This is a genomic window from Ruegeria sp. B10 (assembly GCF_056539825.1).
In genome coordinates this window covers 1-13131 of record NZ_JBQFVP010000009.1, presented here as the reverse complement: position 1 = coordinate 13131, position 13131 = coordinate 1, and the positions used below count along the sequence as shown (strand labels likewise).

The following is a 13131-nucleotide window of genomic DNA, read 5'->3' as shown; positions in this document are numbered from 1 at the left end:
GCTTTGTTCTGGTATTGCTAGCAAAGACCAAGCAGTATCAAAAAATGCAAAAAAATGTCTTATCTAGATAACATCAGAACCTTTGTCCGAGTCTACGAGTTGGGCAGCATGTCCGCCGCTGGCCGTGATCTGAGGGTTTCTCCGGCTGTCACCTCGGCGCGGATATCGCAATTGGAGGAGCATCTGGGCGTGCGGCTGTTTCAACGCACGACGCGCAGCCTGACGCCGACGGAACAGGGGCAATCGTTTTATCGGGGGGCCGCTGAAATACTTGAGGCCGTTGAAAATGCCGAGGCTCAGATCGTCAATATTACCGAGAATCTGAAAGGATCTCTCTACGTGGCTGCGCCGCTGGGTGTCGGTCGCAGACTGATCGCGCCGCAGGTGCCAAAGTTTCTGGCCGAGTACCCCGAGGTCAATGTCAGGCTGAGGCTGACAGATCGAAAAGTCGACCTGACAACAGAAGGTCTGGATCTTGCGTTCTTTCTTGGGCAGCCCGAGGACAGCAACTTGCGCATTCGCAAGATCGCCGATGTTGAAAGAGTGCTGTGCGCATCCCCAAAATACATCAAAAAACGCGGAATGCCGGCAAGTGGAGACGATTTGATCGCCGACAATCACGAATGCCTCAACCTGCGCTTTCCGGGCGCGACCGAGTTTCAATGGCTTCTCAGAACTCAAACGGGGCCAAAGCGATTTCGCGTTTCTGGCCGCTATGAATCAGACGATGGTGATGTGTTGACGGATTGGGCGCTTGCGGGTCACGGGATCGCGCTGAAGCCGATCTTTGAGATCGCACAGCACCTTAAGGCCGGAAATCTAGTTCCGGTCGCAACAGAAACGCCACCAGAACCCATTCAGATGGCGTGCCTGTTTACGCACCGCCGCATGCAAGACCCCAAAACGCGTCTGTTCATGGAGTTTATCATAGAGCGTATCGGATCCTCGATCGCTGCTGCGAACAACTAGAGCGACAAGGCCTCAGCTGCCGCGGTAGGTAGAGTATCCAAAAGGGGAAAGAAGCAGAGGCACATGATAGTGAGACTGCTCGGACATCCCGAACCGGATCGGTATCACATCCAGGAATCGAGGATCTTCGGGCGGGGTGCCTGAGGCATCAAGGTACGCGCCAGCATAGAAAATCAGCTCGTATTCGCCCGTTGAAAACTCGGATTGCGGCAGAATCTGTTCGTCGGTTCTGCCGTCGTCATTTGTCACCAGTGCTTTCAGCAAGGTGCGGTCTGTGCCATTGATGCGGTACAGCTCGATTTTCAGTCCTTCGGCGGGACATCCCCGCGCAGTATCCAGGACATGTGTGGTAAGGTAACCGGTCATTTGCGCCACTCCTAAAGTTGCTCATTCCTTAGTCTGTTTTCTCGTCCGAGGGCAAAGCCAGAGTATCCGAAGCTGCTTTTCGTATTTTTTGAAAAATTTCTTTGATTATCCGGAGTATTGAGGAACTCAAGAAGAAGGAAACAGATGTGAAGCCTTATCCACGAGATATGACCGGCTATGGCAGTCAAATGCCCAAAGCCAACTGGCCCAATGGGGCCCGGATCGCGATTCAGATCGTATTGAACTATGAAGAAGGTGGCGAAAACAACATCTTGCACGGTGACGCTGCTTCCGAGGCATTTCTGTCCGAGATCACCGGTGCGGCCCCTTGGCCAGGGCAGCGGCACTGGAACATGGAATCGATTTACGAATACGGTAGTCGTGCCGGGTTCTGGCGTGTTCACCACCTTTTGCAGGATCTGCCTGTGACTGTTTATGGCGTGGCGACCGCTTTGGCGCGTGCCCCGGCGCAGATTGCGGCGATGAAGCATGCAGGCTGGGAGATCGCAAGCCACGGGCTGAAATGGATCGAACACAAGGATATGGACCCGCAAGATGAGCGTGCCCAAATCCGCGAGGCGATCCGACTGCACACGGAAGTCACCGGCCAGCCTCCGCGCGGTTGGTATACTGGTCGGTGCTCGATGAATACGATCGATCTTGCCGCCAAAGAGGGCGACTTTGCCTATATCGCGGACAGCTACGCCGATGATCTGCCCTATTGGATCAAGGCAGGGGGCAAGGATCAGTTGATTGTGCCCTATACGATGGATTGCAATGACATGCGGTTTGCGATTCAGGCCGGGTATACAAATGGAGAGCAATTCGAAAGCTATCTGAAAGACAGTTTTGACATGCTCTATGCCGAGGGCACTGCGGGTACGCCGAAAATGCTCTCGATCGGGTTGCACTGCCGCTTGATCGGCCGTCCGGGTCGCGCCATGGCGCTGAAACGCGCGTTGGACTATTTCAGACAACATGATGGTGTCTGGTTCGCGACACGTGAACAGATTGCCGATCACTGGGCAAAGGAATACCCGCCGATGCAACGCCTCACCCCGTCCGAAATGGACCAGCCCACCTTCGTGTCGGAATTTGGCGGCGTGTTCGAACACAGCCCATGGATTGCCGAAGGCGCGTTTGACCTTGAACTGGGACTGACCCATGACAATGCGGCTGGCGTCCATAACGCGCTTGCGCGTGTTTTCCGCACCTCCACGACCGAGCAACGCCTTGGTGTCCTGACGGCGCACCCGGATCTGGCGGGCAAGCTTGCCGCCGCCGGGCGGCTGACCAAGGAAAGCACGGCGGAACAGGCTGGGGCCGGTCTAGATATGCTGACGGATGAAGAACGCGAAACCTTTACCGCGTTGAATGAGGCCTACACGGCCAAATTCGGCTTTCCTTTCATCATCGCCGTCAAGGACAACACGAAGGCCAGCATCCTGGAGGCCTTTCACCGTCGCATTGACAGTGATCGGGACACCGAGTTCGACGAAGCCTGCCGTCAGGTCGAACGGATCGCCGAGTTGCGCTTGATCGAGAAGTTCTCGGAATGACCATCGATTTGAAGCTGCAGCCCCTGACCTCCGATGCCTTTGCGCCGTTTGGAGATGTGATCCAAGCGGCGGGTGAGGTGGACAAGTACATCAATCAGGGCAAATGCGCCCGCTATCATGACCGCGCGGAGTTGGATTTCCACGACGGCCGTGCGGGGATCAGCGTGTTCCAGTCCGAGGCTTTCAGCCTGCCGACCAGGCTGGATATGGTGGAACGTCACCCTGAAGGCAGTCAGGCGTTTCTGCCATTGTCGGATAAGCCGTTCGTTGTGGTTGTGGCCCCCGATGAAGACGGAAAACCCGGCCACCCGATTGCGTTCATAACTGCGCCGGGGCAGGGGGTGAACTACCACCGCAACACTTGGCACGGGGTACTGACCCCGCTCCATGATCCGGGCCTTTTTGCGGTCGTGGATAGAATTGGAACTGGACCCAACCTACAGGAGCATTGGTTCGAGTTCCCGTACCTTATCGTCGAATAAACCGCGTTAAGATGCGCAGGGTATCGCAACTTCCCTGCGCATGAGGCTGGAAATCCAGCGAAAATTCAACGCCTATCAACATCTTCCGGGTGGAATGACATTGGCCGGGGCGCTTACCCCGGGCCGTCAGCCAGCGTGTCCGTTGCACACCGAGGAACGACTTGTCACTCGGAACCAAGTTTCAGCGTTTGCTTTGGAGTCAGAAATCGACCTCGATCGCGATCCCTTTTACTACGGCAAGGTCGACCACCGCTGCGGCCACCGCAAGATCCTGCAGACCAACGCCCGTGCCGTCAAACAATGTGATCTGATCATCGGCCGAGCGGCCCTCATGCGTTCCATTGATGACCGCGCCAAGCTGAGCGACGTCGCTTTGGCTGATCAGACCTTCTGCGACGGCGTGCTGTGCCTCGCCAATGGTGATGGATTGCGCAACCTCGTCTGTGAAGACACTCGCTTTGGCCAGCAGGGCGGATTCGACCTCTTGCTTGCCTTTGGTGTCTGTTCCCATGCAAGCAACATGCGTTCCGGGGCTGACATGGTGCGCCATCAACGACGGCGCAAAAGCCGAAGTGATCGAGATGATCACATCCGCTTCGGTCATCCCGTCAAGTTCGACCGCCTCAAATGGGACACCTGCCTCAACAGCGACTTTCTCGATATTGGGCAGCATTTCCGGGTGGTAGTTCCAGCCAATGACCTTTTCAAAGCTACGCTGTTCCAGCGCGGCGCGCAGTTGAAAGGCGGCCTGATGGCCCGCCCCTATCATGCCGATCACCTTGGCATCTGCGCGGGCCAGATGTTTGATTGACACTGACGAGGCCGCCGCTGTGCGCAGCGCCGTCAGCAGGTTGCCGCCCACCATCGCTGAGGGTTTGCCGGTGTCGGGATCGAACAGGAAAACCGTGGATTGGTGGTTGATCAACCCGCGTTTCTCAAGATTGTTTGGCCAGTAGCCACCGGCCTTCAGGCCCAAAGTCAGGCCGGCGCGGTCAAAACCACCCTTGAAGCCATACAGAGCGTCTTCGTGGCCGATAGCCTCACGCACGACAGGGAAGTTATAGGCATCGCCCGCGGCCATTGCCGCAAAGACGCTCTCAACGGCATCAAAGGCCGCTTGGCGGGTCATCAATCCGGCGATCTCGCGCTCGGGTACGATCAACATGTCAGTCTCCACTTGGAATTCGTTCGCCCGCGCGATTCCCCGAAGGGAGAGGAGGCACACGGGCGAGGATCAGGCTGCTGTCGAGCCAGATTTCTTAGATTGTTTGGCCTTAGTAGGCGCGACCACGGGCAGATACGGGCCAGACGGCCTCAACCTTGCCGTTGCGCACGCCGACATACCAATCATGTACATTGGCCGTTGGGTCGCAGTGACCGGGCACCAGCTTGAGCTTGTCGTTGACCTTGAGAACACCATCCGTATCCATCACAACGCCATGCTCGTCCGAGCATTTAATGTACTCAACGTCGTCGCGCCCAAACACGACGGGTAAGCCGCTGTCTACCGATTGCGCTTTGAGGCCTGCATCGACGATCGCCTTGTCGGCTTTGGCGTGGCTCATGACGCTGGTCAGGATGAACAGAGCGTTCTCCCACTCACCCCGGTCGATACGGTTGCCGTCCTTGTCCAAAATGCGGCCGTAGTCGGCATCCATGAAGGCGTAGGACCCGCATTGAAGCTCATTATATACGCCCGAGTTGGATTCGAAATAGTAAGAGCCGGTACCGCCGCCGGAAACCAGCTCGCAATCGATTCCTGCGGCTTTCAGGCCGTCAACGGCGTCTTTGACCATCGCAATTGCGGTATCCAGCTTTTCCTTGCGCGCCTCGTAGCTGTCGAGATGCTGCATCGCGCCCTGATAGGCCTGAATGCCGGTGAATTTGAGATTGTCGGCCGCCTCGACGGCTTTGGCAATTTCGATCACCTGAGGTGTTGTGGTCACCCCGCACCGTCCCGCGCCGCAGTCGATCTCGACGAAGACCTCAAGCTGAGTGCCGTGATCGACCGCTGCACCGGAAAGGTCTGCGACATTGTCAATATCGTCGACACATACGATGATGCGGCTGCCGAGTTTTGGCAGGCTGGCCAGGCGGTCGATCTTGGCGGGGTCGCGTACCTGGTTCGAGACCAACACGTCCTTGATCCCGCCACGCACGAAAACTTCAGCCTCTGAGACCTTCTGACAGCACACGCCCACGGCTCCGCCGAGGCGTTCCTGAAGTTTCGCGACATCGACGGATTTGTGCATTTTGCCGTGGACGCGGTGGCGCATACCGTGGGCCTTGGCATAGTCACCCATCTTCTTGATGTTGCGTTCAAGTGCATCGAGATCCAGCACGAGGCTGGGGGTCTGGATATCTGCTTCATCCATTCCGGGCTTGGCCGGAATGTCATAGCCTACTTCGAATGAGTCGAGATTGGTCATATCTTTCATGTCCGTATTCCTGTGTCGGGATTGATGTCTGTTGCGACTGGGTCAGGTGTTCAGCCAGGGCAGCTTGTCCAGATCGACATTGCCACCGGTGATGATCAGGCCGACCCGCTTGCCTTTAAACGCGTCGGGGTTCTTGAGGATTGTGGCCAGAGGCACGGCCGAGGACGGCTCCATCACGATCCGAAGGTGTTTCCACGTCAGCTTCATCGCGTCGATGATTTCTTGTTCCGAGGCCGTGTAGATCTCGGAAACGTGGTTCGAAACGAAGTGCCATGTCAGGTCTTTCAGGGGCACCAACAGGCCGTCAGCAATGGTTTTTGGCGCGTCATCGGCGATGATGTGGCCCGCCTTGAAACTGCGATAGGCGTCGTCGGCCTGTTCAGGCTCCGCCGCAATGATTGCGGTTTCGGGCGCAAGGGTGGACAAGGTCAGGCACGTGCCAGACACCATGCCGCCGCCGCCGATGGGGGCAACCACCGCGTCCAAACCATCGGTCTGTTCGATGAATTCGCGCGAGCAGGTCCCCTGTCCGGCGATCACTCGCGGGTCGTTGTAGGGGTGGACAAAATCCCCCCCCGTGGCCGCCTGAACTTGGGCGAAGGTCGCCTCGCGAGAGGTGGTTGAAGGCTCACACTCGGTGATTTTTCCTCCGTAGCGACGCACCGTGTCTTTCTTGGCCTGAGGCGCCGTGCGCGGCATCACCACGTTGCATGGAATACCGCGCCTCGATGCGGCGTAGGACAGGCACGACGCGTGGTTGCCCGAGGAATGGGTGGCAACCCCTTTTTGCGCCTGATCCTCGTCAAGGCCGAACACTGCGTTGGTGGCGCCGCGCACCTTGAAGGCACCCGGTTCCTGAAAGTTCTCGCATTTGAAGAACAGCTGGGCGCCCGTCAATTCGTTCAGGTAGTCCGAGGTCCGAACCGAGGTCCGGCGGATGTAAGGCTCAATCCGGGTATGCGCTTCGAGCATGTCCTCATAGGTCGGGATATACATGGAGAGGTCCTTCATCATGCAGCGTCCTTTTGAACGGCGGCTGGATGGCCACGATAGTATTCCTGGGCCGCCGCCACGCCCGAACCCAGTTGGATGTTGAGGCCCAGGTCGACCATGCACATTTCGGCCGTCGCGATCCCCGACAAGGCCATAACATCGGTCAGGCTGCCCAGATGTCCGATCCGGAAGACCTTGCCAGCGACTTCTCCGAGGCCGACGCCAAAGGCGACACCGTATTTCTCGGCGGCATGGGTGACGATATCGGTCGCGTTGAAACCATCCGGCGTGCGGATCGCGCTGACCGTGTCGGAATAGACCGCAGGGTTCGCGGCACAAAGGTCCAGCCCCCATGCGCCTACAGCGGCACGCACCCCTTCGGCAATGCGGGTATGGCGGGCAAAGACGTTCTCCAACCCTTCCTTCAGCAACATGTCGCAGGCCTGGTTTAGGCCATTCATCAAGCCGACGGCAGGCGTGTAGGGATAGGCGCTGTTTGCGTAGCCCTTGGCCATGTCATGGACGTCAAAGAAGGTGCGGGGCAGGGTGCCGGTTTTGGAGGCTTCCATCGCCTTTTGGCTAAAGCCGACGATCGCGAGACCAGCAGGCAGCATGAACCCTTTTTGCGATCCGGTGACGGCCACATCGACGCCCCATTCATCAAAGCGGAAATCCATCGACGCGATGGACGAAACACCATCAACGAACAGCAATGCAGGATGCCCTGCCGCGTTCAGCGCCTTGCGCACGGCAGCGATGTCCGACTTTACGCCAGTCGCCGTTTCGTTGTGTGTGGCAAGAACAGCTTTGATCTCGTGGTTCGTATCGGCGGTCAGGATCTCTTCGTAGCGGTCGGCAGGCAGGCCTTGGCCCCACGGGGTTTCGACGATCTCGACGTTCAACCCATGGCGTTGGCACATGTCGATCCAGCGATGGCTGAACATACCGTTGCGCGCGGCCAGAACCTTGTCTCCGGCAGATAGGGTGTTGGTCAAAGCTGTTTCCCAGCCGCCCGTCCCGGTCGAGGGGAAGATGAACACCTCGGCGCTGTCGCTTTTCAGAACTTTCCGAACACCTGCGCGGGCAGGGTGCAGAATTTGCCCAAACAGCGGTGACCGGTGGTCGATCGTGGGCATGTCACAAGCCTTGCGCAGGCTTTCAGGGATATTGGTCGGGCCTGGAATGAAAACGGGATTTTGAAAGCTCATGGATGGTCTCCTTCCGTCGTTGGGGACATCCTAAGGCCAAGCTTCTTGATTTTAAATTTTTTTGAAAACGATTTTCAAAAAATAATAATCGAGATTTAAATTATAGTTGTCAGTATCTTATGTTTTTCATATGATGAATTAAAATTTCGAAAAATCCGAAGGTTCTTATGGTTTCTCAAAAAAATGGCGCTGGCTCCCTTCGAAAAGCCAGGGGAAGGCCGCGGGGGTGGGATGACAAAACGGCTCAGAACACGATCAAATCCCTCGACCGAGCGATGGAGGTTTTCGAGTATCTGAGCGAGGCGCAAGGCAAGTCGCTGACGATGTTGTCCGATGAAATGCAGCAGTCCCCGGCCACGGTCTATCGCATCCTTGTCACGCTAGAGGGCAGAGGCCTGGTAGAGTTCGATCCCGTCGAGCAGATCTGGCATATCGGCCCCCGCGCCTTTGTCATAGGATCGCGATTTCTACGGCGCACCAGCCTTGTGGATCGGGCAAGACCGGTGATGCGCAAGCTGATGGAAGCGACGGGTGAGACCGCCAATTTAGGCATTCAGAAAGAAGGATCGGTCTTGTTTCTAAGCCAGGTGGAAACACATGCCAGCATTCGGGCATTCTTTCCGCCCGGGACATTGTCGCCAATGCACGCATCGGGGATCGGGAAGATCCTACTAGCGCATATGGATGAGGACCGGTTGGAAAGGTTGCTGGCCTCGGTCCAGTTGCATGCGTTCACGGACCGATCGATCACGACTGTAGAAAGTCTGAAGCAGGACCTGACTTCTATCCGCGCGCGGGGCTTTTCGATCGACAATGAAGAAAAGAACGAGGGCATGCGCTGTATCGCTGCGCCGGTGTTCGACGTGAACGGTGAAGCGGTTGCGGGGATTTCCGTCTCAGGACCAACCAGCCGGGTGCGCAAGGACGGGATCGAAAAGCTCAGCCGCCCCGTGATCGAGGCGGGCCAAGCGTTGACTCAGGCCATCGGAGGAAGCGTGAACTGAGAGGCCTCTATCGCCGATTGGCAGCGGATCCAAGGCGCAGAGGCATGTGTCGGTTCACGTCCTTATAAAGCAGATACCGGAACTTGCCCGGACCACCGGCGTAGCAGGCTTGTGGGCAAAATGCGCGCAGCCACATGTAGTCTCCGGCCTCGACCTCGACCCAGTCATTGTTCAACCGGTACACCGCCTTACCCTCAAGCACATAGAGGCCGTGTTCCATGACATGGGTTTCGAGGAAAGGGATGACCACACCGGGTTCGAATGTCACCACGGTGACATGCATGTCGTGGCGCAGGTCATTCGGGTCGACAAATCGCGTTGTCGCCCATTTGCCATCTGTGCCAGGCATTGGAGTCGGCGCGATATCGTTTTCATTCAGCACAAGGACATCTGGAGTGCCCAACCCCTCAACGGCCTCATAGGCTTTGCGAATCCAATGGAACCGCAAGGTGTCATCGGAGTGGTTACGCAGGGTCCAATCGCATCCGGGCGGCAGATAGGCATAGCCGCCGGGGGTCAGCTCATGGCGCGTACCTGCAGCGATCAGCGTTGCGGTGCCTTCGACTACGAACAGAACGCCTTGGGCCTCGGGGTCGGTTTCGGGCCGGTCCGAGCCTCCGCCCGGCTGCACCTCCACGATATATTGCGAGAAGGTCTCGGCAAATCCTGTCAGTGGGCGCGAAATCACCCATAGGCGCGTATCGTCCCAGAACGGCAGAAAGCTCGTCACGATGTCCCGCATGGTGCCCTTGGGGATCACGGCATAAGCATCCGTAAACACGGCGCGGTCCGTCAACAGCTGGTCTTGTCCGGGGTGTCCGCCATGGGGTGCGTAGTATTGCTTGCTCATGTGTGCTCCTGAAGAAAAGCCGTACGCGTTTACGTATGCTCCGGTTCTGAGGATCGAACCAGCCGTAAGGAGGCGACAGCTCTCTCTGCAAAAATTTGATAATCATGATAATTGTTTGGGGATTTTGAGGTTTCAATCAGCGTCAGACGATTTCCCTATTTGATCCGCAAGAGGCAGCGTCACACAAATTTGCGTTGGGATTCACGAGCCATTCGGCTTGTACATAGTCTCAAAAAGCTATTCTCTTACACAGCATACTGATGCGCCGCGCGTCATCACTGACCGGTCAACATAGTGATTTTCTTTGCGTGCCTGTCATCGCCCTTGAGGTGAACCCGAAAGCAGCGAGGATTTTAGGACACTGCAGGAGTTGATCCGTTGAATCGGTAGTGGCCAGTACCGACACAAAGCAGTCCCTCGACTGGAGTGTTTCGATGTCTGCTCGAAGCCCTAGGTGGACGTTCGCACAATCCGACTAGCCCGATGTTGCGGCGACAGGAACAGCCGGGTTTTTACGACACCAACATAAGGACGAGTTACATTTCAGCCTTTGGGAGTATACCAAATTGGCGAAGTGTAAGCACGTTCCTGCGTTGACGTAGGCACCTCGGCAGGCACCTCGTCTCCAAACCGAACGGCGTCGTAAATTGTCCACCTCGGAGTGGGAATCTCTAGGACACGGGCATAGTAGAAAGCGCTAACTAAAGGATCGAACTCAGGATCCGTCCAAACGCTGATCAGCTCTGGAGAACCGATCGAATTGGTAAACGTGCCCGTTGCAACATCCACGGTGTTCCCGACCGCTGGCAGCTTGCCGTCCGCATCAAGTTTTCGGTCTCCCGACCACGCCACGTCATAGACCCGCTCTTCAGTTTCGCCATCGGCATTTAACCAACCTTTCACAATCTGAACTCGGTCGAGATTGCCGGAAAATGGATCTTTCAGCGCAGCAACCAGGAATGTTGGGGCGTCCGCGCCTTCTGTTGCATCTGCGAGGTCCCCTCCCATCGGAACGCCTTTTTCATATCCTATTTCGGCGGGCAAACGAGACCTTGCATCAGCATCGGTAAAGTCCCAGCCACCAAAGAAGCGAACTGCAATGCGACTGCCGGTCGTCCCATAGACTTCCTTCCGTTCCATTGCGTCGAATATTGCTTCGCGTTTGTTATCTTCTGCCCAGACTGCGGCGTAACCAGACGCTGCCATTTCCCATCCAAGAATTCTTGTCGTATCGAACTCACCAACGACGTGCTGCCAACGACCGGGCTCCGGTTCGACGCCAGAGTGTTTGCCAAAGAAGTTGTCTTCTTCCGCCGTTGCCAAAGCAGTATGGCTGTCTGTCGAACCTACCACTCCGAATTTGTATGGATTGGTGCCTAGTTGAGCCTCAAGCTTCAGTCCGTTCTTCAGAGCCTCTCGGGCATACTCGTACTGAAGCATCCAATCCTCTTTGGGCGTTGGGCCGAGGTTGGATTTATCCCAAGTTTCATAGTCCGCGAACTCATCGTTTGGGCTTAAAAACGGATGCGTTTCTCCGTCACCTTTGATTTGGGTGATCTCATACATCGGCTCCCACTTGGCACGCCGCTCTGCATAATCTTCTGTCAAAGGCTCACCCGTTTCAGGGTTTGTCTCGACCGGAAACATCAGGCCGTTAGAGACGTTGCCGTTATGAGCAAGGGCCAGTACACGACCACCAGTCTCTTGTTCATATGTTTCCATCCAGTCCCACAACCGTTCCGGATTAAAGGTTTCAGCGGTTGTAAAAGGCAGCATTTGCCGCGCGCGAATGGCATCATCCCGGTAGATCACATTGCGGTGCAGGTTGTTGCCAGCTTCGGTGGACGTCCATTCGTATCCAATGAATGCGGTAAATGTGCCAGGGGCGTTGTGATGATCCGCAGTTTGCGTGAACTCATCCCATATGGATTGTACAAACCTGCGATCTGAAACAGCCTCGGGCAGAGCATCTCCGGTGATGCCAGCAAAGGTTTCAATAACTTCCATGGTTGCACCCAGAGCGACGTCCCCGCCGGCGTTGAGGCGTTCGTTCCAGTCTCGCAGCGTTGGGTCACGCATCAGTGTAGAGTTCCCCGCCACGATCTCATTCATGGCACCCATGGCATCTGAATGATCAGATACGACAAGCCAGTCGAGGGGACGCGACAGCTTCACACGGAGGCCATGCGATGTGGTGACCTCCTCACCACGTGCAAACCTATAGGCATCGTCTGGGCTCAGGATGACGCCAAATCCGCGCGCATCGAGCGAGTTTGACGTGTGCAGGTGAGTGTCACCCCAAAGCGGGCGTGTCGGAAAATCTCGACCTGCATACGGCGAAAAATCAGTAGGCGCTGGTTCACGCATATCATCAACTGATATGGTCATCTCTCCAACTTGCCCGCCTTGTGCAGCGTCTTGAGCATTTGAAGAGTTTGCTATGAACGCTGCGGAAACTATTGCTGTCGATGTCTTAAGAAAAATCTTCATTTGAACCTCCCAGCCGAGCTGAATTCTAGTCTATGGCAACATCTGAGCCGACTGTTCGTCAAGGAAAACAAAGGTTTTTCTTATGTGAGCTTAAGAGATCCCGGGTGAGGTTCGACTAGTCCCGGGCCGCAGCTTCGCCTAAAACTTTGACGCTCGGACGCAGTGAAAAGCACCCCTGCGAGTGGACGTTCTTGACGACTGGTGACTTGGCTCGCCAGTCTTGAAACCGAGACCTTGATCGGAGGCGTTGCCGCAAAGAGGTTGTCGCGAACATTCCTAATGTCCTTATCCCTTTTTATTTGCCTCGGTCGTTTCAGCTCAAGATAAGCCCAACATCATATTCATATTTCTAGATAATTTTTGCTGGTGCGAACCTAGGCTCATGGAGACGGCATAATCCGTGTCGCGGCGACCCCCATGATGGACGCTCTCGCTGCGGAAGGATTACGACACACGAACTTCAACGTGGAAAGTCAGTGCACGCCGTCCCGCGCAGCGACCATGACAGGACGATATGGCATTCGGAGCGGAAACCATACAGTCCCACTGGGAGGCGGCGTTTACGGTCTGACTCTGTGGGAAATCACAATGGCCGAGATGCTGAAGGTGGTAGGCTACAACACAGCCATGTACGGCAAGTGGCACCTTGGATGGACCGAAGGACGCTATCCAACGAATCAAGGATTCGACGAGTTTTACGGTGTTGAAACCACGGACGTTACAGTCTGGCGCACGCTTCCGGGATTTGCTGAAGCCAACATGGAAGAGCCTG

Annotated in this window: 12 protein-coding genes; 5 read left to right on the top strand and 7 right to left on the bottom strand. The window is 56.2% G+C overall.

Translation table 11 applies throughout. The features are described from left to right. The first annotated feature begins 54 nt into the window (after positions 1 to 54). Positions 55 to 969 carry a LysR family transcriptional regulator gene (locus ACR0J4_RS13535; protein ID WP_170549587.1) on the top strand — a complete coding sequence of 305 codons (915 nt, stop codon included), beginning with the start codon at positions 55 to 57 and terminating at the stop codon, positions 967 to 969. 12 nt (positions 970 to 981) lie between these two features. Here ACR0J4_RS13535 and uraH read toward each other — a convergent pair whose 3' ends face one another. After that, positions 982 to 1335, bottom strand: coding sequence for a hydroxyisourate hydrolase (uraH, locus tag ACR0J4_RS13530; protein ID WP_170378283.1), 354 nt, complete (start codon positions 1333 to 1335; stop codon positions 982 to 984). 146 nt (positions 1336 to 1481) lie between these two features. Here uraH and puuE point away from each other — a divergent pair, with 146 nt between their 5' ends. Next, complete coding sequence (puuE, locus tag ACR0J4_RS13525; RefSeq protein ID WP_170549591.1) at positions 1482 to 2894, top strand: allantoinase PuuE; 1413 nt, start codon at positions 1482 to 1484, stop codon at positions 2892 to 2894. After that, a complete protein-coding gene (locus tag ACR0J4_RS13520; RefSeq protein WP_170549594.1) occupies positions 2891 to 3376 on the top strand; it encodes an ureidoglycolate lyase in 486 nt (161 codons plus the stop codon). The genes puuE and ACR0J4_RS13520 overlap by 4 nt, the downstream gene beginning before the upstream one ends. A gap of 199 nt (positions 3377 to 3575) precedes the next feature. On the opposite strand, the gene bhcD is transcribed toward ACR0J4_RS13520, so the two are convergent. From bhcD to bhcA, 4 genes are all read right to left on the bottom strand, one after another. After that, the gene (gene bhcD, locus ACR0J4_RS13515; protein WP_170549597.1) at positions 3576 to 4541 is read right to left on the bottom strand and encodes an iminosuccinate reductase BhcD; all 966 of its coding nucleotides are present in this window, start codon (positions 4539 to 4541) and stop codon (positions 3576 to 3578) included. Between the two features lie 109 nt (positions 4542 to 4650). Next, positions 4651 to 5814: a 3-hydroxy-D-aspartate aldolase BhcC gene (gene bhcC / locus ACR0J4_RS13510; RefSeq protein ID WP_170549599.1), complete on the bottom strand. Its 1164-nt coding sequence runs from the start codon at positions 5812 to 5814 to the stop codon at positions 4651 to 4653. 42 nt (positions 5815 to 5856) lie between these two features. Next, positions 5857 to 6825, bottom strand: coding sequence for a beta-hydroxyaspartate dehydratase BhcB (bhcB, locus tag ACR0J4_RS13505; protein WP_170747388.1), 969 nt, complete (start codon positions 6823 to 6825; stop codon positions 5857 to 5859). Next, positions 6825 to 8015, bottom strand: a complete 1191-nt coding sequence (bhcA, locus tag ACR0J4_RS13500; RefSeq protein ID WP_170549605.1) for an L-aspartate--glyoxylate aminotransferase BhcA — start codon at positions 8013 to 8015, stop codon at positions 6825 to 6827. Before bhcA ends, bhcB begins: the two co-directional genes overlap by 1 nt. Positions 8016 to 8182: 167 nt before the next feature. On the opposite strand from bhcA, the gene bhcR reads away from it, so the two are divergent. Beyond that, positions 8183 to 9019 carry an HTH-type transcriptional regulator BhcR gene (gene bhcR / locus ACR0J4_RS13495; RefSeq protein WP_170643363.1) on the top strand — a complete coding sequence of 279 codons (837 nt, stop codon included), beginning with the start codon at positions 8183 to 8185 and terminating at the stop codon, positions 9017 to 9019. 7 nt (positions 9020 to 9026) lie between these two features. Here the strand turns inward: bhcR and ACR0J4_RS13490 are convergent, their stop codons facing one another. Together ACR0J4_RS13490 and ACR0J4_RS13485 are read right to left on the bottom strand one after the other, a co-directional pair. Beyond that, the gene (locus ACR0J4_RS13490; RefSeq protein WP_170643364.1) at positions 9027 to 9869 is read right to left on the bottom strand and encodes a bifunctional allantoicase/(S)-ureidoglycine aminohydrolase; all 843 of its coding nucleotides are present in this window, start codon (positions 9867 to 9869) and stop codon (positions 9027 to 9029) included. A gap of 543 nt (positions 9870 to 10412) precedes the next feature. Further along, a complete protein-coding gene (locus ACR0J4_RS13485; RefSeq protein WP_480668700.1) occupies positions 10413 to 12359 on the bottom strand; it encodes a DUF3604 domain-containing protein in 1947 nt (648 codons plus the stop codon). Positions 12360 to 12776: 417 nt separating this feature from the next. On the opposite strand from ACR0J4_RS13485, the gene ACR0J4_RS13480 reads away from it, so the two are divergent. Beyond that, the coding region (locus tag ACR0J4_RS13480) for a sulfatase-like hydrolase/transferase (protein WP_480668699.1) at positions 12777 to 13131 on the top strand (355 nt) is incomplete at its 3' end.

Coding starts and splice junctions, on each gene's coding strand:
- bhcR (WP_170643363.1), top strand. CDS start 8,183: ATGGTTTCTCAAAAAAATGGCGCTGGCTCCCTTCGAAAAGCCAGGGGA.
- uraH (WP_170378283.1), bottom strand. CDS start 1,335: ATGACCGGTTACCTTACCACACATGTCCTGGATACTGCGCGGGGATGT.
- ACR0J4_RS13485 (WP_480668700.1), bottom strand. CDS start 12,359: ATGAAGATTTTTCTTAAGACATCGACAGCAATAGTTTCCGCAGCGTTC.
- ACR0J4_RS13490 (WP_170643364.1), bottom strand. CDS start 9,869: ATGAGCAAGCAATACTACGCACCCCATGGCGGACACCCCGGACAAGAC.
- ACR0J4_RS13535 (WP_170549587.1), top strand. CDS start 55: ATGTCTTATCTAGATAACATCAGAACCTTTGTCCGAGTCTACGAGTTG.
- bhcD (WP_170549597.1), bottom strand. CDS start 4,541: ATGTTGATCGTACCCGAGCGCGAGATCGCCGGATTGATGACCCGCCAA.
- bhcC (WP_170549599.1), bottom strand. CDS start 5,814: ATGAAAGATATGACCAATCTCGACTCATTCGAAGTAGGCTATGACATT.
- ACR0J4_RS13520 (WP_170549594.1), top strand. CDS start 2,891: ATGACCATCGATTTGAAGCTGCAGCCCCTGACCTCCGATGCCTTTGCG.
- bhcB (WP_170747388.1), bottom strand. CDS start 6,825: ATGAAGGACCTCTCCATGTATATCCCGACCTATGAGGACATGCTCGAA.
- bhcA (WP_170549605.1), bottom strand. CDS start 8,015: ATGAGCTTTCAAAATCCCGTTTTCATTCCAGGCCCGACCAATATCCCT.